Below are 18,373 nucleotides of genomic sequence, written 5' to 3' on the forward strand. Positions count from 1 at the left end.
CGCCGGCGCGCGGGGCCGGGCGGTGCGCCCGGCCCCGCGCCCGTCAGGTGGTCGGCTGGAGGGGCAGGGTCCGGCGGCCGAACGCGCCGATGCCGTCGGTGCGGCGCGCCGCCTCGACGCGCTCCGCCGGGACGTCCCCGTAGAGGGTGGTGCGCTGCCGGGCCGGGCGGCCCGCGCGGGCGGCGATGGCCTCCAGCTCGCTGATGGGCTTGAACGAGCCGTTCTCCGAGCCCGCCATGCGGCTGATGGTCTCCTCCATCAGCGTGCCCCCCAGGTCGTTGACGCCGCCTTGCAGGACGCGCGTGCACAGTTCGTCCCCGAGCTTGACCCAGGACGTCTGGATGTTGGAGATCGCGCCGTGCAGCAGGATCCGGGCCAGCGCGTGCACGGCGACGTTCTCCCGGACCGTCGGCCCCGGACGGGCGAGCCCCGCCAGGTAGATCGGCGAGTTGTGGTGCACGAACGGCAGCAGGACGAACTCGCTGAACCCGCCCGTCCGCTCCTGGAGCGACCGCAGCAGCTTGATGTGCGCGACCCAGTGGGCGGGGGTGTCGACGTGCCCGTACATCATCGTGGACGTCGTGGGGATGCCGACCTCGTGCGCGGTGGTGACGACCTCGATCCACTGGTCCGTCGGGAGCTTGCCCTTGGTGAGCACCCAGCGGACGTCGTCGTCCAGGATCTCCGCGGCCGTGCCGGGCAGCGAGTCGACGCCGGCCTCCTTCGCGGCCTGCAGCCACTCCCGGACGGACATGTCGGTGCGGCTGGCGCCGTTCACGACCTCCATCGGGCTGTAGGAGTGCAGGTGGATGCCGGGCGCGCGGCGCTTCACCTCCCGCGCGAGGTCGAAGTAGGCGGTGCCGGGCAGGTCGGGGTGGATGCCGCCCTGCATGCAGACCTCGGTGGCCCCGGCGGCCCACGCCTCGTCCACCCGGTCGCCGACCTGCTCCAGCGAGAGCGTGTAGGCGTCGGCGTCGGTCCGGCGCTGGGCGAACGCGCAGAACCGGCAGCCGGTGTAGCAGACGTTCGTGAAGTTGATGTTGCGCGTCACCACGTACGTGACGTCGTCGCCGACGGTGTCCTTGCGGAGGTCATCGGCCAGCTTGGCGAGCGCGTCGAGTTCGGGGCCGTCCGCGTGCAGGAGGGCGAGGGCCTCGTCGTCGGTGAGGCCGCCCGGGTTCCGCTCGGCGCGCGAGAGAGCGTCCTTGACGTCGGCGTCGAACCGCTGGGGCGCGGACATGCGTTCCTTGAGGGCGTCCCAGTCGCCGTACACCTCGTCGAAGTCGTCCCGCCGGTCCGTGGTGCGCCCGGTGGTGTCGATCTCGGTGTGCAGGTCGGTGCGTCCGGACGCCGCGAAGCCGCCGTCGGGCTCCTGCCAGGGGCGCCCCTCCGGCACGGCGCCCTCGCGGGCGAGGCCGGTCGCGGGGTCGGCGAGCGCGGCGACGTGCCCGCGCAGCCTCGGGTCCAGCCACGGCTCGCCGCGCCGGACGTACTCGGGGTAGATCGTCAGCCGCTCGCGGAGCTCGAACCCGGACGCCGCCGTCCGCTCGGCCAGCTCGTCGATCTGCGGCCACGGCCGCTCGGGGTTCACGTGGTCGGGCGTCAGCGGGGACACGCCGCCCCAGTCGTCGATCCCGGCCCGCAGCATCAGCGCGTACTGGTCGGCCACCAGGTTCGGGGGCGCCTGCACGCGCGCCTTCGGGCCGAGGACGAGCCGGGTCACGGCGATCGTCGCGGCCAGTTCGTCCAGTTCCGCGTCGGGCGTGTCCCGCATCTTGGTGTCGGGCTTCGCGCGGAAGTTCTGCACGATGACTTCCTGGATCGCGCCGTACTCCCGCATCGTCCGGCGGAGCTCGAAGATCGCGTCGGCGCGCTCCTCGACGGTCTCGCCGATGCCGATCAGGATGCCGGTGGTGAACGGCACGTTCGTCCGTCCGGCGTCCTCCAGCACCCGCAGCCGCACCGCCGGGTCCTTGTCCGGGGAGCCGAAGTGGGGGCCGCCCCGCTCGCTGAACAGCCGCGTCGCCGTCGTCTCGAGCATCATGCCCATCGACGGCGCGACGGGCTTGAGGCGCTGGAAGTCGCGCCAGGTCAGCACGCCCGGGTTGAGGTGGGGCAGCAGCCCGGTCTCCTCCAGCACCCGGATCGCCATCGCCCGCACGTACGACAGGGTGTCGTCGTAGCCGTGGGCGTCGAGCCACTCGCGGGCCTGCTTCCACCGGTCCTCGGGGCGGTCGCCGAGCGTGAACAGGGCCTCCTTGCAGCCCATTTCGGCGCCGCGCCGGGCGATCTCCAGCACCTCGTCGGGGCTCAGGTACGGCGCGTCCAGCCGGTGCGGGACGGTCGCGAACGTGCAGTAGCCGCAGCGGTCGCGGCACAGCCGGGTCAGCGGGATGAACACCTTGCGGCTGTAGGTCACGACGCCGGGGCGGCCGGCCGCCGCGAGCCCGGCGTCGCGGGTCCGCGCCGCGTACGTCAGCAGGTCGTCGAGCTGCTCGCCGCGGGCGTGCAGCAGAATCGTGGCCTCGGATCGGTCGAGCGTCTTGCCGTCACGCGCGCGGGCCAGGGCCCGGCGCACCGCGGTGCTGGTGACCTCCATGCGGGCACTCTATGCCAATCGTCATATTCTCTCGCGAGGCGGGGGCCGATCACGGCCTTCTGACACAGCCCTGATCAGCGGTTCCCTATTCCCGACCCGCCATAGTGAAGTGTTTCTAACACGATCACTCCAGGAACATTAGCTAGACCTGAACAATGATCGGGGTCAGAATCGAGGCAACCGCGCGGGAACGTCCGAACCACCAGAAGGACAGACCCATGATCGTCATGCTCGCCCTCGTCCTCGCCCTCGCCGTCCTCGGCCCCCTGGCCGGCGCCGACAGCCGCGACGGCCTCGACCACGCGCCCGACCACTTCTGGCGGCGCCGCCCTTTCCGCCTCAGAAGGACCGGTAGTCGCGCATCGGCAGCCGGGGCCCCCGCCGCGGCGGGCGCGCACCGGACGCTTCCAGCAGCCGGGTGACCCGGTACCGGTGCCCCGCGTACGGCTCCAGCAGTTCGAGCATCCCGGCGTCGTCGACCTTCCGGCCGGCCAGCGCCCAGCCCACCACCCCGGGCAGGTTGTAGTCGCCGACCGAGACGGCGTCGGGATCGCCCACCGCCCGCTGCCGCACCTCCGCGGCCGTCCACACCCCGATCCCCGGCAGCGACGTGAGCCGCGCCGCGCCCGGGTCGTCCTCCAGCCGTGCCGCGACCCGGGCCGCACCGATGATCGTCCGCGCGCGCACCGCCTCCAGCCCCGCCCGGTGCCACTCCCACGAGGGGATGCGCGCCCACACCGCGGGCGGCGGCGGCACCCGCAGCCACGGCGCCCCCGGCGCCGGGCGCCCGAACCGCCGCACCAGGTAGCCCCAGGCCCGCCACGCCTCCTGCCCGAGGACCTTCTGCTCCATCACCGCGGGCACGAGCGCCTCGAACACCCGGCGCGTCCGGCCGATCCGGAACCCCGGACGCCGCCGCACCTGGTCGCGCAGGACGTCGTGCAGCGGGACGAACTCCTCCGCCGGGTCGTCGGCCCCCAGCAGCGCGGGCACCCCCTCCAGCAGCCACCCGGCGCCCGGGCCCCACGCCGCCGCGTCCACGACGTCCCCGGCCTTGCGGAGCCGCAGCGTCCCCGGGCCGTCCGGCGTGAACGACGCCCGCCAGACGAAGCCGTCCCGCACCTGGAACGCGGGATCGTACGGCCCGCGGGCATGCGGCGCCAGCGTGCGCCCGAGCTCCAGCGGCCAGGGCGCCCGCCACTCCAAGCCGATGGCCGCGCTCTCCCCGAACATGTGTTCCCAGTCTGCCAGCCGCCCCGCGCCGCCGGGACGCGCCGCCGGGACGCGTCACGGCGGCGGGCCCGGCCGGTCGTGCGCCGGGCCGCGGTTCGCCTCGCGGAAGGCCGCCCAGATGTCCGCCACCGGACCCACGTGCCCGAGCTTGTCCGGGTTGCTCACCGTGCGGATCGTCTGGATCCGCCCGTCGAGGACGTCGAGCGACCAGATGTTGAGCACCGCGCCGTCCCGGTCGCGGAAGACCGCGCCCGGGCGGCCGTTCACCTGGTGCGGCTCCACCGTCGCGCCGATCCGCGGGAAGAGCTCCAGCAGCCGGGCGAGCGCCCGCGCGACGTCGCGGTGCCCGGCGAAGCGGTCGTCCCAGCGGGGCGCCTTGCCGCCGGCGTCGGCGACCAGCTGGACGTCCGCGGCCAGCAGTGCGGTGAGCGCCTCGACGTCCCCGTCCCGGAAGGCGTCGAGGAACCGGACGGCGAGCCGCTCGCGGTCCGCGCGGTCGGCCTCGAAGCGGGGGCGGCCCGCGTCCATGTGGCGGCGCGCCCGGACGGCGAGCTGCCGGCACGCCGCCTCCGAGCGGCCCACGGCGGCGGCCACCTCGGGGAACCCGAACCCGAACACCTCCCGCAGCACGAACACGGCGCGTTCGAGCGGGCTGAGCCGCTCCAGCAGGAGCAGCGCCGCCATCGACACGGAGTCCGCCAGCTCCGCCGCCCGCTCGGGTTCGCTGTACGGGTCGTCCAGCAGCGGCTCCGGGAACCAGGGGCCGACGTACTGCTCGCGCCGGACGCGCGCCGAGCGCAGCACGTCGATCGCGATGCGGGTGACCGTCGCCGACAGGAACGCCTTGGCCGAGACCGGTTCGGCCTGGGCGGCCTCGTAGCGCAGCCACGTCTCCTGCACCGCGTCCTCGGCCTCGCTCACGCTGCCGAGGATCCGGTAGGCGATCGAGAACAGCAGCGACCGCAGGTCCTGGAACTCCTCGGCCCGCCCCGCTCCGGTCGCTCCGCCGGTCCCCTCGCCGTCCCGCCGGTCGGCCCGCATCGCCGCCCCCTCCTGATCGAATCCGCTGATCGCACCCGCTGATGTCGTCCGCCCTCACCAGGGCAGCGGGCCCTCCTCGCCGAAGAACCCGGCGGTCGGCCCGTCCGCGCCGACCGTGGCCAGCCGCACCACCACCGCGGCGCCCTGCGCGGGCGTCAGCACCCCGGTGTTGTTGTTGCTGTCGGTGGCGACGTATCCGGGCGCGACGGCGTTGACCAGGACGCCGTCCTTGCGCAGCTCGTTGGCGTACTGCACGGTCAGCGCGCTCAGCGCGGACTTGGACGGCGTGTACGCCGCCGACGGCACCAGGGCCGCGAACGGCCCGTCCGGATCGCTCGTGAGGGTCAGCGACGCGGCGTGGCTGCTGACGTTGACGACGCGCGGCGCGGGCGACCGCCGCAGCAGCGGCAGCACGGCGTTGGTCACCGCGATCACCCCGAACACGTTCGTCTCGAACACCGCCCGGACCATGTCCAGGTCGACGGTGCTGGGGATCTGGTCGGCGGCGTCCGCGGGCGACACCCCGGGCGGGGTGCCGGTGATGCCGGCGTTGTTGACCAGCACGTCGAGCCGGCCGAAGTCCTCCTCGATCCGGGCCGCCGCCCGCCGGACGGCGGCCCGGTCGGTGACGTCCAGGGCGACGGCGTGCGCGTCGCCGCCGCCCGCCCGCAGCGCCGCGGCGGCCTCCTCGCCGCGGCGCGCGTCCCGGGCGCCGACCAGGACGGTCATGCCCAGCTCGGCGAGCCGTCCGGCGACCGCCCGGCCGATCCCCTTGTTCGCCCCGGTGACCAGCGCGACCTTCTTCTCGTGCGTGCCCTGCCCGCTCATGCTCGCCCCTTGCGGTCGGAGGGTGCGCTCCGTGCGGCACCCGTCTTCACCACCCGAGACGAGACGGCGCCGCCGCCTGTGACATGCGAGCCGGAAAAAGGCCGTTCACCGTTCGGCGGGCGCGTGCTCCCGTTCCGGCCGTCCGGCGACGTCGTCGAGGCCGTTCACCCGGGTGTTGTGGACCGCGCGGATCTTCCAGGCGCCGTCGCGCCTGACGAGCACCATCGTGATGAGGCCCGCGCGGTCCTCGGGGGCGCCGGCGCCGGGCGGCGTGTGGTCGGGCCAGCTCCACCGGGTGTGGACGAGCGCCACGTCCGGTGCGATCGCCGCGATATCGACGACCTCCTGGGTGTAGTTCCGTTTCTGCTCGACCACCGGGGCGGGCACGTCCTTGTGCCCCTCGACGTTGTCGCGCCGCGTCCGCCACCAGACGCCGCGGTGGGTGATGAAGTCGCAGTCGTCGGTGAAGTAGGCGCCCCAGGGGTCCATCTCGTGCCGGATCCAGTGGTCCGTCTGCGCGTCGAGCGCGCGCCGGATCTCGTCCTCGTCCATGCACCGATCATCGAACCTCAAGTTTGGTCGAGGTCAAGACCCCCGGGCGGCCGGGCTCAGCGCGGGGCGAGGGTGCGGGTGTAGAGGACGGCGCCGTCGATGTCGCGGAGCCGCACGGTCAGCTCCCCCGACCCGCCGTCGAGGTCGACCTCGCCGAAGTGCTGGAAGCCCTCGGCCGGGGACGTGTTCGGGGTCCGCGGCGCCCGGTGGAAGTCGAGCTGCGGACCGAAGGTGCCCTCCAGGGTGTTCGGGCCGAACGCGCCCGCGTTCAGGGGGCCGGAGACGAACTCCCAGAACGGGTCGAAGTCCTGGAACGCCGCCTTCGCCGGGTCGTAGTAGTGCGCCGCCGTGTAGTGGACGTCCGCCGTCAGCCACACCATGTTCCGGACGCCCCGGCGCTTCGCGTACGACAGCAGGTCGGCGATCTCGCGCTCGCGGCCCAGCGGCGCGCCGCCGTCACCCTGCGCGATGCCCTCCTGGGCGGAGCCGTCCGGGACGATGAGCCCGATCGGCAGGTCCGCCGCGATCACCTTCCAGGTCGCCCGGGACCGGCGCAGCTCCCGCTTCAGCCACCCGAGCTGCTCGGCCCCCAGCACGCCCCCGGCGGCGGTGGGCGAGTCGTTCGCCCCGTTGGCGTCCTTGTGGGTGCGCATGTCGAGGACGAAGACGTCCAGCAGCGGCCCGTAGGAGACGCGGCGGTACAGGCGGCCGTTCCTGTGGGGGCGGACGGCGGTCGGGGTGTACTCGAACATCGCCCGCCGAGCGCGCGCCGCCAGGACGTCCACGCGCTTCTCGGTGTACTGGGGCAGGTCGAGGATCTCCCCCGGGTACCAGTTGTTCACGACCTCGTGGTCGTCCCACTGGTAGACCATCGGGACCCGGGCGTTGAACGCGCGCATGGCCGCGTCCTCCAGGTTGTACCGGAACTGCCCGCGGTACTCGGCGAGCGTCTCGGCGACCTTGCTCTTCTCCGGGGTGACGAGGTTGCGCCACGTCCGTCCGTCCGGCAGCCGGACCGTCTCCTGCAGCGGGCCGTCGGCGTACACGAGGTCGCCGCTGCACAGGAAGAAGTCCGGGTCGAGCGCGCCCATCGCGTCGAAGATGCGGTAGCCGCCGAGGGCGCCGTCGATGCCCCACCCCTGGCCCGCCAGGTCGCCCGACCAGACGAACCGGATGTCGGACCGGTCGCGGGGCGCGGTGCGCAGGCGTCCGGTCACCGGCTCGGACAGGACGGACCGGCGGTCCGGGTCGGCCAGCACCACCCGGTAGTGGATCTCCTCCCCGGCGGGCAGGCCCCGCAGGAACGCCTTGCCGGTCAGGTCGGTGCCCGGGGTGAGCAGCGGCCCCGGGATCCGCCGCGCGCGGGCGAAGTCGGGGCGGCGGCTCACCTCGACCAGCATCCGCGCGGGCCGGTCCGAGCGGGCCCAGACGACCGCCTCGTGCGCGGTGGCGTCGCCGCTCTGCACACCGTGGGTCAGCCGCGGGCGGCGCCGCACCAGCGCGGGCGACGCGGGCCCGGCCAGGGCCGTCCCGCCGCCGAGCAGGGCCCCCGCGGCGGCTCCGGCCCCCGTCGCCAGTCCCCCGCGCAGGAAGGTCCGTCGGTTCGGCGTCATTCGGCGCTCCGTTCTCCGTTCGTCGTACTCCGCGCCGGAATGATCGTCCACGCCGGTGACCGGCACCTGAACACCGGACATCCGGGAAGAATCGGCTGGTCGGCCCGCACGGCGCCGGACGGACCGCCCGCGGGCGCCCGCCGCCGAACGCGCGCCGGAGGCGGCACGGCCTCCGGCGCGCGACCCGTCCCTCAGGCCCGCGTTTCAATCTTCATGTCGCCCTTGGTCACGGTGCGGATGTGGTCACCCGCGAGCAGGTCGTGGGGGTACCCGAGCTTGATCGAACTGGTCTCGTCCAGACGGGCCAGCTGGGCGTCCGTGAAGTCGACCTCCAGGGCCCCCAGGTTGCCGTTCAACTGCTCCAGGGTCCGGGCGCCGACGATCGACGCCGTCACGCCCGGATTCTGCAGCGTCCAGGCGAGCGCGACCTGCGCGGGAGTGCGGCCCAGCTCCGCGGCGACCTCCTTCACCGCGTCGGCGATGGCGAGGTTGCGTTCGGTGACCAGCCCGAGCCCGGCGTTGAAGCTCTTGCGGGAGCTCTCCCCGGGCCCGGCGGCCGCCGCGCCCGCCGCGTCGGCGCGGCCGTACTTCCCGGTGAGCACGCCGCCCGCCAGCGGCGAGTACGGGGTCACCCCGAGCCCCATCGCGCGGGCCATGGGGATGAGGTCGCGTTCCGCGTCGCGGCTCGCGAGGTTGTACTCGACCTGCAGCCCGACCAGCGGCGACCAGCCGCGCAGGTCGGCGATCGCCTGCATCCGCGAGACCTCCCACGCCGGGACGTTGGACATCGCCACGTACAGGACCTTGCCCTGCCGGACCAGGTCGTCCATACCGCGCAGGATCTCCTCGACCGGCGTCGCGAAATCCCACACGTGCAGGTAGAGCAGATCGAGGTAGTCCGTGTTCAACCGCCGGAGGCTGGTCTCCACCGAAGCGAACATGTTCTTGCGGTGGCTCCCCGCGGCATTGGGGTCTCCGGGGCGGCGCAGCGTCGTGTACTTCGTCGCCAGCACCAGGCTCTCGCGGGCGCCGCGGGTGAATTCGCCCAGCTGGCGCTCGGAGCTGCCGTCGGCGTAGGTGTCGGCGGTGTCGATGAAGTTGCCGCCGCGCTCGACGTAGGCGTCGAACAGCCTGCGCGCCTCTTCCTTCTCGGCACCCCAGCCGGATTCGGTTCCGAAGGTCGCCGTACCGAGCGCGAGCGGTGAGACCCGCAGCCCGGAGCGGCCCAGCAGCCGGTAGCTGTCGAGGGTGAGCGCCATCCTGTCCTCCTGCACGTGTCGTCCGTCCTCGACAGCCACTCTCGGATCACGGCGAGCCGGAGGTAAGGGAAGGAGCATCCTGGGAAGAGCGGTCCCACCCTGCCTGTTGCACCGATCATGACGACGACCACGGTGGACCGGACCCGAGAGCTGGCGGCGTTCCTGCGGACCCGGCGGGAGCGCCTGGACCCGCGGGACGTCGGCCTGCCGACGCGCCTGCGGGCCCGGCGGACCCCGGGACTGCGCCGCGAAGAGGTCGCCGAACTGGCCGGGGTCAGCGTCGACTACGTCGTACGGCTGGAGCAGGCCCGCGGGCTGCGGCCCTCCGCGGAGGTCGTGGAGGGCCTGTGCAGGGCACTGCGTCTGGACCCGCACGAGCGCGCCTACCTCTACGACCTGGCCCGGCAGCGCCCCCGCGACGACGACAAGCTCGTCACCGCCGCGGCGCCGTCGCTGGCCCGGCTCGTCGCCGACCTGGCGCCGCTGCCCGCCATGCTCCTGAACCACCGCTACGACATCCTGGCCTGGAACACCGAAATGACCAGGCTGCTGCTGGATTTCGGCGACCTGCCGCCAGAGCAGCGCAATTCGATGTGGCTGTGCCTGATGCACCCGCGGTTGCGCGGCTATTACCTCGACCGCGAACGCATGGTGCGGGAAGGGATCGCCCACCTGCGCGCCGCGTGGGCCGCGCACCCGGACGATCCGGCGCTGACCGGCCTCATCGCCGAGTTCACCGCCGGCCACGAGGACTTCGCGCGCCTGTGGGCCGAGCAGGACGTCAAGGTCGCCGCCCGCGGGACCAAGATGCTGCGGCACCCCGAGGCCGGTGTGCTCTCCGTGCAGTACGAGACGCTCAGACCGCTCCAGGACCCCGACCAGCTGCTGGTGATCTACCGCGCCGCGGACGCGGAAAGCCAGGCGGCCCTGGACCGGTTGTCCGCCCGGTGACGGGTCAGGCGTCGGTGGAGAACCGGACGGCCGTCGGGGGCAGCTCGATGCCGGGCCAGATGCGCAGGCCGCCGCGGAGCTCGTTGCCGGGGCCGACGACGGCGCCGTCGCCGAGGATGACGCCGTCGAGGACGGCGCCGGGGCCGACCCGCGCGCCCCGGGACAGGACGGAGTCGCGGACGGTCGCGCCCTCGGCGACGAACGCGTCGTCGAGCAGGACGCTGCCGACGACGGTGCTGCCGGCCTCGACGACCGCGCCGCGCCCGACGGTGGTGCCGCCGCGGACGATCGCGCCCGGCGCGACGGTCGCGCCGGGGAGGGTGAGGCGCTCACCGGGCTCGCCGGGCATCGCGGGCGAGGCGAGGCGGCCGAGGACGAGGTCGCAGGAGCCGCGGACGAACGCCTCGGGGGTGCCGACGTCGAGCCAGTACTCGGCCTCGACGTGGCCCATGACGCGGGCGCCCGAGGAGATCAGGGCGGGGAACGTCTCGCGCTCGACGGAGACGACCTCGTCCTCGGGGATCGTGTCGATCGCGGAGCGGCGGAACACGTAGCAGCCCGCGTTGATCTGGTCGGTGACCGGGTGCGAGGTCTTCTCGAGGAACGCGGTGACGCGGCCCGTCCCGTCCGTGGGGACGCACCCGAAGCGGGACGGGTCGTCGACGCGGGTCAGGTGCAGGGTCGCGGCGGCGCCGGTGTCCTCGTGCAGGGCGACCTGGGCCCGGACGTCGTGGCCGGAGAGGATGTCGCCGTTGAGGATCAGGACCGGGTCGTCCGGGCCGGAGCGGAGGGCGCGGGCGGCGTTGCGGATGGCGCCGCCGGTGCCGAGCGGCTGGTCCTCGCTGACGTAGACGAGTTCGAGCCCGTGGGCCTTGGAGCCGAAGGCGGCCTCGAACATCTCGGCCCGGTACGACGTGGCGAACACGATGCGCTCGACGCCCGCCGCGTGCGCGCGCGCGAGCTGGTGCGAGAGGAACGACACACCGGCCGTGGGCAGCAGCGGCTTCGGGGTGGAGATGGTGAGCGGGCGCAGGCGCGTGCCCCTGCCTCCGACCAGGAGGATCGCTTCCACTGGGCTCCTTTCTCCACCGCCGTGTGGAGGCCGAGCCTAGTGGACCGTCAGTCGGTGCGCTTCCGGGCCTCGACGAGCACGATGCTGCCGCGCTCGTTGGGGGCCTTGCGGTCGGCGAGGGCGACGAGCGGCGTGAGCGGGGCGGCGGCGTTGAAGCCGACCTTGCCGCCGTAGGTGGACAGCGACAGGTAGAGGCGCTCGGTGGCGGCGGTGCGGAACTGGTAGCTGTGCCGCACGAGGTCGAGGCCGCGCTCGTCCATGAGCTTGCGGAGGCTCTCGTGGGTGTAGGTGTGCTGGACGTGGTACTTCGCCTTGTGGGCGTCGCGCAGCTTCGGCCAGGCGTCCGCGCGGCTGAGGACGTCGGCGGACATGAAGATCGCGCCGCCGGGCTTCAGCACCCGGGCCATCTCGTCGAGGGAGCGGCCGCCGTCGTCGAAGTGCTCGATGGCGCAGACGGAGAGGATCGCGTCGAAGGACGCGTCGCCGAACGGGAGGCGCAGCGCGTCGCACTCGATCAGCGCGGGCGCGTGCGCGAGCGTCCGGCCGTACACCATCTTGCCGCGGTGCAGGTCGATGGACACCGCGTCGGCGCCGCGCCGGCGGGCCTGCCCGGCCCAGTAGCCGTCGCCGCCCGCGACGTCGAGGACCCGGCGGCCGCGCAGGTCGCGCCCCATCCAGCCGAGCAGCGTCCCGGCTTCGCGGTACCGGCAGACGTGCACCTGGTGGCCCATGAAGGCGATCGCATCCGAGAGTTTCATCGCGCCCACTTTACGGGGGACGGACGGTCGGAGTGCCGCGTTCGGTGCCCGTGTCCGCCTCCCGCGCCCCGGGGGTTCGCCTACTCTGGGGCGCGTGAACAAGAAGGTCGTCGCCGTGCGGGTCCTGCGGGTGCTGCTGGTTCTGCTCGCCCTGGCCTTCTGCGCCTACAGCGTGGCATCGCAGTGGGACGCGACCGTGCGGGCGCTGCGGGACATGTCGTGGTACGCGCTCGCGGGCTCCCTCGCGGCGGGCCTCGCGGGGCTGTTCGTGTGGATGCTCGGGTGGCGGGCGCTGCTGGGCGGGCTCGGGTCGCCGCTGCCGGTCGGCGCGGCGTTCCGGATCTCGGGGATCTCGCAGCTCGGCAAGTACGTGCCGGGCAAGGTGTGGGCGCTGGTCACGCAGATCGAGATGACGCGGGAGCACAAGGTGCCCGCGGAGCGGAGCTTCGGCTCGACGCTGCTGGCGGTGGCGACGTCCACGGCGTGCGGGCTCGCGGTCGCGGCGGTGACGCTGCCGCTGACGTCGGCGACCGCGCGGGACCGGTTCTGGTGGCTGTTCCTGCTGGCGCCGGTGCTGCTCGCGGCCCTGCACCCGAAGATCGTCACGTGGGCGCTGGGGCTGATGCTGAAGGTGCTGCGGCGGCCGCCGCTGGAGCGTCCGGTGAGCCTGGCGGTGACGCTGCGGGCGATCGGCTGGACGGTCCTCGGGTGGGCGCTGTTCGGCGTCCACACGTGGCTGCTGTGCGCGGCGGTCGGGGGCGACGGCCCGGGGCTGCCGTTCCTGGCGGCGGGCGCGTACGCGCTGGCGTTCGTGGTGGGCTTCCTGGTGTTCATCGCGCCGGGCGGGATCGGGGCGCGGGAGGCCGCGCTGACCGTGGTGCTCAGCCCGGCGCTGCCGGCGGGCGCGGCGGTCGTGGTGGCGATCGCGAGCCGCGTCCTGCTGACGGCCGCGGACCTGATCATCGCGGGCGCCGCGTTCGTGCTGACCAAGCCGCCGAAGGGGGCGGTGCCGGACGGCGGCGGGAATGATCGGCAGACGGCGGGACTTGTGAACGGTACGTCCCCGACGAAGGAGTCCCCGTGACAAGTCCGGTCACCGTGACCGACGCGACGTACGACGCCGAGGTGCTGAAGAGCGACGTCCCCGTCCTGGTCGATTTCTGGGCGGACTGGTGCGGCCCGTGCAAGATGATCGCGCCGGTGCTGGACCAGATCGCCGCCGAGCTGGACGGCCGGCTGAAGATCGCGAAGATGAACTACGACGAGAACCCGGTGACCCCCGGCAAGTACGGGGTGCTGGGGCTGCCGACCCTGCTGCTCGTCAAGGACGGCGAGGTCGTGGAGCAGGTCACCGGCGCGAAGCCGAAGCGGGCCTTCCTGAAGATCATCGAGCCGCACCTGTGAGCGCCGCCAGGTAGGCGTCCCACAGCGGGCCGTGGTCGGCCGGGCGGACGCCGGAGCGCAGGCGCTCCGGCTCGCCCGGCGCGTAGAACCGGTCGAGCGCCGCGGCCAGGGACGCGACGTCGCCGGGCGCGCAGATCAGCCCGTCCTCGCCGTCGCGGACCTGCCCGGCGAACCCGCCGACGTCGGTCGCGATCACCGGGACGCCGTACTCGTGGGCCATCCACACGTTCTGCGAGGCGGTGGCGGTCCGGTAGGGCAGGACGAGCGCGTCCGCGTCCGCGAACAGGCCGGGGACGTCGGCGGCGGGCACGTACCCGGGCCGCAGCTCGACGCGGGAGGCGAGGCCGAGTTCGCCGATCAGCTTCTCGGTGTCCTCCAGCCCGCCCCAGAACTCGCCCGCGACGGTCAGCGCGACGTCGTCCGGGCCCTGCGCGAGCGCGCGCAGCAGGACGTCCAGCCCCTTGTACGGCCGGACGATCCCGAAGAACAGCAGCCGGCGCCGCACCCCGCCGGCGCGCGGGGCGGTCGCCCCCGGCGCGGCCGGGAGGTGCGCGGGCATCTCCGCCACCCGGACGGGACGCGCCGTCAGCCCCCGCGCCAGTTCGGCCTGCGCCTCCGAGTGGACGAGCACGCCGTCCACTCGGCGCAGCAGGCGCCGCATCAGCGGGACGTCGTAGGGCTTGCGCTCGTGGGGCAGCACGTTGTGGCACAGCGCGACCGCCGGGGCGCGGCGGCCGAGCCCGGCGAGGATGCCGAGGTAGGACGGCACCTGCACCGGGCTCAGGACGGCCAGCACGGTGAGGTCGCGGGAGCGCAGGGTCCGGCCGGTGCGCCACCAGCCGTCCGGGCGGCGCCAGTCGAGCCGGTGCCGGGTGCCGGGGAACGGCTCGCCCTCCGGCGCGTCGATCGTCTGCTGCCCCGGGTACAGGAACGACGGGTACTGGGCGCGCCACGACTCGATGGCGACGTCGTGCCCGGCGGCGGCGAGGCGGTGCGCCAGCTCGGTGGTGTGGTGGGCGCCGCCCCCCTTGTACGGGAACGCGGGCCCGACGATCGCGATCTGCATGCCCGTGGTGTCCATCCGCCCCACGCTAGACGTCGCCGCGTGATCGGACGATCAGGTCGGCGAGCAGCGCCAGCGACGCGATGATCAACCCGGTGACGAAAATCATGATCGTGTTGTTCGCGAAGTACCCGAAGTGGACGATCATGTCGAAGACGCCCTTGCCGAGGCCGATGAGGATCAGCCAGAGCGCCGGGGGCATCAGCACCTTGAGCGGGTTGAAGTACATGACCATCCGCAGCACCTGGAGGATGTAGCGGTAGGCGTCCTTGGTGAAGTGGAACTTCGACTTGCCGGCCCGCTTGGCGTACTCGATCGGCTCGTAGTGCACCGGGTGCTGGTTCGACAGGAACGCGATGGTGATCGTGGTCACGCAGGAGAACCCGGGGGGCAGCAGCCGCAGGTAGGGCAGCGACACCTCGCGGCGGAACGCCCGCAGCCCGGAGTTCAGGTCGGGGATCTTCGAGTTCGTGAGCCGCTCGGCGACCTTGCGGATGAACCACTTGGCGGGCACCCGCAGCGCCTTGTGGGTGCCCTCCTCGCTGGTGCGGGCGCCCACGACCTGGTCGATCGCCGGGTTCTCGTCGAGGATCCCGACGAGCTCGGGGATGCGGTCGTTCGGATACGACATGTCGGCGTCCGTCCACACGACGATGTCGCCGCGGGCCTGCTGCGAACCGATGCGGCGGACCGTCCCCGACCCGCTGTTGTGCTGGAACGCCATGATCCGCATGTTCGGGAAGCGGGGCTCGGCCTCGCGCAGCCGGGCCAGCGTGTCATCGGTCGAGCAGTCGTCCACGGCCAGCAGCTCGTAGGTCTTGCCGCTGTTGTCCATCGCCTTGCAGATGCGCTCGACCTCGTCGATCACATGGTCCTGCTCGTTGTAGCACGGCAGGACGATCGTGACGTGGACGTCTTCGGGCGCGGACTCGGCAGGCTGGGTGCTCACGCAGGGCGAGGATACTCGCCTCAGCCGCCCGACCCGCCGCCATCGGGAACGCCGGGGCCGGCGGGGCGGGACGTCCACACGTCGACGCCGAGGCCCCAGGTGCCGCGCGGGGGCTCGTCGAGCGTCCGCCCGTCCTGCTCGGTCCGCAGCCGGACGACCTGCTCGGCCGGGCCGTACGGGGCGACGTCGGCGCGCCGCGCGCCGAGCAGCACGGGGGTGCGCCCGGCCGCGCGCACCTTCCCGATGACGCGCCGGACGTCCTCGGGCGTGGCGTCCGGCGCGGTCCGGGCCGTCGGCACGCCGCACATCCCCCGCACGACCTGGGAGAAGCGGTCGGCGGTGGCGCGCTCGACGGCGATCACGGACGCGTCGCCGCCGATCCGCCCGCACAGCGTCCGGACGGCCGCGACCTCGCCCTGCTCGGTCCGCGACACCAGGTAGGGGGCGCTGACCAGGACGATCGGGACGAGCATCACCACGTAGCCGGTCCCCACGCCCCAGCGCAGGACGCGCGGCGAGTAGCCGAGGCGCCGCACCCGCCGGGCCGTCCAGGCCGCGCCGAACACCGCGAGCAGCAGCAGGCCCGGGATGACGAGGCCGATCAGCCGCCGCGACGCCCACGGGTGGTCGGGGGTGATGCCGGGGCGGAGCAGCACCTGCGCCGTCGTCCACACGATCACCGCGTACGCGGGGAGCCACCGCGCGGACCGGCCGCGCAGCAGCCGCCGCCCGAGGACGGCCGCGCCGACGACGGCGAACAGCAGCGCGGGCACGCCGATGTACCAGGCGACCCAGTGCAGCGACAGCTCGGTGTACTGCCGGGTGCCGTCCGGCGCCATCCCGTTGATCTTCTGGACGGCCTCGATGAACTGGGCGTTCAGCCGGTCGTCGGGGTTGTCGGGGACGCGGGTGGCGGTCTGGACGAGCGGCCGGGCGGCGAACGCCAGGAACGCGGCGACGGTCAGCCCGGCGAGGACGTCCGGCAGCCGCCCGCCCCGCACCGCGCCCGCGAGCGCCCGCAGCCGCGCGTTCGTCCGGTCGGCGCGCAGGAGGACCGCCAGCAGGACGGTCGCGGCCGCGACGCCCGCCGCGATGGCCAGCAGCGGGACGACCGAGCCCCGCAGGTACTCCAGGTACGGGCGGGACAGGACGACGCCCTCGGTGAGCCCGGCGGCGACACCGAGGAGCAGCCCGCCGGCCAGCCAGTAGCCCTCGCGGCGGCGCAGTCCGACGAGGAGGCCGGCGAGCGCCAAGAGGGGCAGCACGTCGCGGAGGCCGTCGATGCGGACGAGCACGATCAGGCCGAGCGCGAGGCCCGCGAGGAGGTGCTTCGCGCGGGCGGTGCGCGGGTCGTCGCCGCGCGCGTCGTACAGCAGCGACAGCCCGCCGAGCAGCAGGACGATCGCGGGCAGCTCGCTCAGGGTGTTGCGGGACGCCCACAGCATCGGCAGCGTCGCGGCGAGCAGCAGCGCCCCGGCGGGCGCCCAGCGGGGCCCGACGAGCCGCGCGACGAGCCCGGCGAAGGCGAGCACGCAGCAGGCGCCGAGCAGCGGCGCGGTCAGCAGGATCCCGTGCGCCCCGGCGAGCCAGCCGCCGGGCGTCAGCACGATCGGGAACCCGGCCATGAACTGCGGGACGATCGCGCCGCCCTCGGCGTAGAAGGCGGGGCTCTCGAAGGCGAGGGCGGGGTCGGCGCCGCCGAACGCCCAGCGGTCCTGCGGGATCGGCAGCGACCCGTGCTCGGCGAGCCACACCGCGAACTGGACGTACGAGGCGGGGTCGCGCCGGACGATGATCTGCTCCGAGCACATGGCGACCTGGTAGGCGGTGAACGCGCCGACGACCGCCAGGACGCCCGCGACGGACCGCCGCGTCGTCCCGTCCAGCACGGGCGGCGCGCCCTCGCGCGTCCCGGTCCGCAGCCCGTACCGGAGCATGAGCGCGGCGGCGGGGGCGAACAGCGCGAGGGCGGGGGCGGGGTGGAACACGCCCGCGAGCAGCAGCGGCAGCGACACCGCGAGCCAGGCCGCGACGATCAGCGCGGGGGCGATGGTGACCAGGGCGAGCACGCGGCCCGCCGACGTACTCGTCCGCTCGTTCATCGCAGCGGAGCGTAGCGGCACCGGACCCCCGCCGAGGCCGTCGAGACGGTGCCTTGACCCCTGACCGCCCCCGGAACGTTCTACGCTCGGCTCATGAGCGAGAGCAACGCCGGGCCGGTGGAGCTGCTGCGGCGGCGGGTGGCGGACGATCCGTCCCGGCCGCTGGTGACCTTCTACGACGACCGGACGGGCGAGCGCGTGGAGCTGTCGGCGCGCACGTTCGACAACTGGGTCGCGAAGACGGCGAACTTCCTGGTGGACGGCCTGGGCGTCGAGCCCGGGACCCGCGCGGTGCTCGCGCTGCCGCCGCACTGGCAGACGTCGGTGTGGCTGATGGCCTGCTGGGCGGCGGGGCTGGTCGCCGAGCCGGTGTCGCCGGGCTCGCTGGCGGCCCGTTCGGAGGACGGCGCGGCCGAGCCGTTCGGGGCGGCGGCGCCGTACGTCCTGGCGACGTCGGAGGAGGCGCTCGACGAGGTGCTCGCCGACGCGGACGCCGAGGAGATCGTCGGGCTGTCGCTGCACGCGCTGGGCGCGCCGCTCGGGCACTGCCCGCCGGGCGTCGTGGACTACGCGGCGGAGGTCCGCTCGTACGGGGACCGGTTCACGCCGGGTCCGGGGGTGTCGACGCGCTCGCCCGCGCTGGCTGTGACAAACGCCACACTCAGCGGCGAGGATCTGGGCGGCGCCGCGCGTGCCGCGGCCGAGAAATGGGAGCTCGACGCACGGGACCGGCTTCTGGTTGACATGTCGTTCGCCACACTCGACGGGGTTCTGGCCGGGCTGCTCGCACCACTAGCCTCAGGGGCTTCCGTCATAATCCAACGAAACTTCGACAAAGCCGCCGTAAATCGGCGAGTGTCAGTAGAGCATGTGACGGCGGTGGCCGGGCTCCCGGGGTGGAATGACGCATCCGGGTCCGTACGCCGACTCGCCTGACTACGCTTCCCTT

Annotated in this window: 16 protein-coding genes; 4 read left to right on the forward strand and 12 right to left on the reverse strand. The window is 73.7% G+C overall.

Annotated features, from left to right (window positions below):
• Window positions 1-43 precede the first annotated feature (43 nt).
• The 7 genes from H505_RS0121590 to H505_RS0121620 form a co-directional block, all read right to left on the reverse strand.
• The gene (locus H505_RS0121590; protein ID WP_026403644.1) at window positions 44-2,599 is read right to left on the reverse strand and encodes a bifunctional FO biosynthesis protein CofGH; all 2,556 of its coding nucleotides are present in this window, start codon (window positions 2,597-2,599) and stop codon (window positions 44-46) included.
• Between the two features lie 339 nt (window positions 2,600-2,938).
• Window positions 2,939-3,832: a DNA-3-methyladenine glycosylase family protein gene (locus H505_RS0121595; protein ID WP_034519121.1), complete on the reverse strand. Its 894-nt coding sequence runs from the start codon at window positions 3,830-3,832 to the stop codon at window positions 2,939-2,941.
• A 54-nt stretch (window positions 3,833-3,886) separates the two neighbouring features.
• The gene (locus H505_RS0121600) at window positions 3,887-4,873 is read right to left on the reverse strand and encodes an RNA polymerase sigma-70 factor (protein ID WP_051300997.1); all 987 of its coding nucleotides are present in this window, start codon (window positions 4,871-4,873) and stop codon (window positions 3,887-3,889) included.
• A gap of 54 nt (window positions 4,874-4,927) precedes the next feature.
• The gene (locus tag H505_RS0121605) at window positions 4,928-5,701 is read right to left on the reverse strand and encodes an SDR family NAD(P)-dependent oxidoreductase (RefSeq protein ID WP_026403647.1); all 774 of its coding nucleotides are present in this window, start codon (window positions 5,699-5,701) and stop codon (window positions 4,928-4,930) included.
• Between the two features lie 105 nt (window positions 5,702-5,806).
• Window positions 5,807-6,253, reverse strand: a complete 447-nt coding sequence (locus H505_RS0121610; RefSeq protein WP_026403648.1) for an SgcJ/EcaC family oxidoreductase — start codon at window positions 6,251-6,253, stop codon at window positions 5,807-5,809.
• A 56-nt stretch (window positions 6,254-6,309) separates the two neighbouring features.
• Entirely contained in the window at window positions 6,310-7,866 is a 1,557-nt protein-coding gene (locus H505_RS0121615; protein WP_026403649.1) for an alkaline phosphatase D family protein, read from the reverse strand.
• Between the two features lie 191 nt (window positions 7,867-8,057).
• Complete coding sequence (locus H505_RS0121620; RefSeq protein ID WP_245592600.1) at window positions 8,058-9,140, reverse strand: aldo/keto reductase; 1,083 nt, start codon at window positions 9,138-9,140, stop codon at window positions 8,058-8,060.
• Between the two features lie 102 nt (window positions 9,141-9,242).
• Here H505_RS0121620 and H505_RS0121625 point away from each other — a divergent pair, with 102 nt between their 5' ends.
• Window positions 9,243-10,076 (forward strand): helix-turn-helix transcriptional regulator, encoded by an 834-nt coding sequence (locus tag H505_RS0121625; protein WP_026403651.1) that lies wholly within the window; start codon window positions 9,243-9,245, stop codon window positions 10,074-10,076.
• Window positions 10,077-10,080: 4 nt separating this feature from the next.
• Here H505_RS0121625 and manB read toward each other — a convergent pair whose 3' ends face one another.
• Window positions 10,081-11,148 carry a mannose-1-phosphate guanylyltransferase gene (gene manB / locus H505_RS0121630; RefSeq protein WP_026403652.1) on the reverse strand — a complete coding sequence of 356 codons (1,068 nt, stop codon included), beginning with the start codon at window positions 11,146-11,148 and terminating at the stop codon, window positions 10,081-10,083.
• Window positions 11,149-11,195: 47 nt separating this feature from the next.
• Window positions 11,196-11,906, reverse strand: coding sequence for a class I SAM-dependent methyltransferase (locus H505_RS0121635; protein WP_026403653.1), 711 nt, complete (start codon window positions 11,904-11,906; stop codon window positions 11,196-11,198).
• A gap of 94 nt (window positions 11,907-12,000) precedes the next feature.
• On the opposite strand from H505_RS0121635, the gene H505_RS43520 reads away from it, so the two are divergent.
• Window positions 12,001-12,990 (forward strand): lysylphosphatidylglycerol synthase transmembrane domain-containing protein, encoded by a 990-nt coding sequence (locus H505_RS43520; RefSeq protein ID WP_051300998.1) that lies wholly within the window; start codon window positions 12,001-12,003, stop codon window positions 12,988-12,990.
• Complete coding sequence (gene trxA / locus H505_RS0121645; RefSeq protein ID WP_026403654.1) at window positions 12,987-13,310, forward strand: thioredoxin; 324 nt, start codon at window positions 12,987-12,989, stop codon at window positions 13,308-13,310. The genes H505_RS43520 and trxA overlap by 4 nt, the downstream gene beginning before the upstream one ends.
• On the opposite strand, the gene H505_RS0121650 is transcribed toward trxA, so the two are convergent.
• The 3 genes from H505_RS0121650 to H505_RS0121660 are packed head-to-tail and all read right to left on the reverse strand — an operon-like array spanning window position 13,291 to window position 17,424.
• The gene (locus tag H505_RS0121650; protein WP_026403655.1) at window positions 13,291-14,376 is read right to left on the reverse strand and encodes a glycosyltransferase family 4 protein; all 1,086 of its coding nucleotides are present in this window, start codon (window positions 14,374-14,376) and stop codon (window positions 13,291-13,293) included. The genes trxA and H505_RS0121650 overlap by 20 nt on opposite strands.
• A 25-nt stretch (window positions 14,377-14,401) precedes the next feature.
• A complete protein-coding gene (locus H505_RS0121655; RefSeq protein ID WP_026403656.1) occupies window positions 14,402-15,322 on the reverse strand; it encodes a glycosyltransferase family 2 protein in 921 nt (306 codons plus the stop codon).
• A 20-nt stretch (window positions 15,323-15,342) separates the two neighbouring features.
• Window positions 15,343-17,424 carry a hypothetical protein gene (locus tag H505_RS0121660; protein ID WP_026403657.1) on the reverse strand — a complete coding sequence of 694 codons (2,082 nt, stop codon included), beginning with the start codon at window positions 17,422-17,424 and terminating at the stop codon, window positions 15,343-15,345.
• A 93-nt stretch (window positions 17,425-17,517) separates the two neighbouring features.
• Between H505_RS0121660 and H505_RS43525 the strand changes: the two genes are divergently transcribed.
• Window positions 17,518-18,360 (forward strand): TIGR03089 family protein, encoded by an 843-nt coding sequence (locus tag H505_RS43525; RefSeq protein ID WP_034519124.1) that lies wholly within the window; start codon window positions 17,518-17,520, stop codon window positions 18,358-18,360.
• Window positions 18,361-18,373: the final 13 nt, after the last annotated feature.

It is taken from the genome of Actinomadura rifamycini DSM 43936, from assembly GCF_000425065.1.
GTDB lineage: Bacteria > Actinomycetota > Actinomycetes > Streptosporangiales > Streptosporangiaceae > Spirillospora > Spirillospora rifamycini.

Excerpts from the sequence above, each read along its gene's own strand:
- H505_RS43525 (WP_034519124.1), top strand. The coding sequence starts at position 17,518 with ATGAGCGAGAGCAACGCCGGGCCGGTGGAGCTGCTGCGGCGGCGGGTG.
- H505_RS0121660 (WP_026403657.1), bottom strand. The coding sequence starts at position 17,424 with ATGAACGAGCGGACGAGTACGTCGGCGGGCCGCGTGCTCGCCCTGGTC.
- H505_RS0121600 (WP_051300997.1), bottom strand. The coding sequence starts at position 4,873 with ATGCGGGCCGACCGGCGGGACGGCGAGGGGACCGGCGGAGCGACCGGA.
- H505_RS0121605 (WP_026403647.1), bottom strand. The coding sequence starts at position 5,701 with ATGAGCGGGCAGGGCACGCACGAGAAGAAGGTCGCGCTGGTCACCGGG.
- H505_RS0121625 (WP_026403651.1), top strand. The coding sequence starts at position 9,243 with ATGACGACGACCACGGTGGACCGGACCCGAGAGCTGGCGGCGTTCCTG.
- H505_RS0121595 (WP_034519121.1), bottom strand. The coding sequence starts at position 3,832 with ATGTTCGGGGAGAGCGCGGCCATCGGCTTGGAGTGGCGGGCGCCCTGG.
- H505_RS0121610 (WP_026403648.1), bottom strand. The coding sequence starts at position 6,253 with ATGGACGAGGACGAGATCCGGCGCGCGCTCGACGCGCAGACGGACCAC.
- H505_RS0121590 (WP_026403644.1), bottom strand. The coding sequence starts at position 2,599 with ATGGAGGTCACCAGCACCGCGGTGCGCCGGGCCCTGGCCCGCGCGCGT.
- H505_RS0121650 (WP_026403655.1), bottom strand. The coding sequence starts at position 14,376 with ATGCAGATCGCGATCGTCGGGCCCGCGTTCCCGTACAAGGGGGGCGGC.
- H505_RS0121615 (WP_026403649.1), bottom strand. The coding sequence starts at position 7,866 with ATGACGCCGAACCGACGGACCTTCCTGCGCGGGGGACTGGCGACGGGG.
- H505_RS0121635 (WP_026403653.1), bottom strand. The coding sequence starts at position 11,906 with ATGAAACTCTCGGATGCGATCGCCTTCATGGGCCACCAGGTGCACGTC.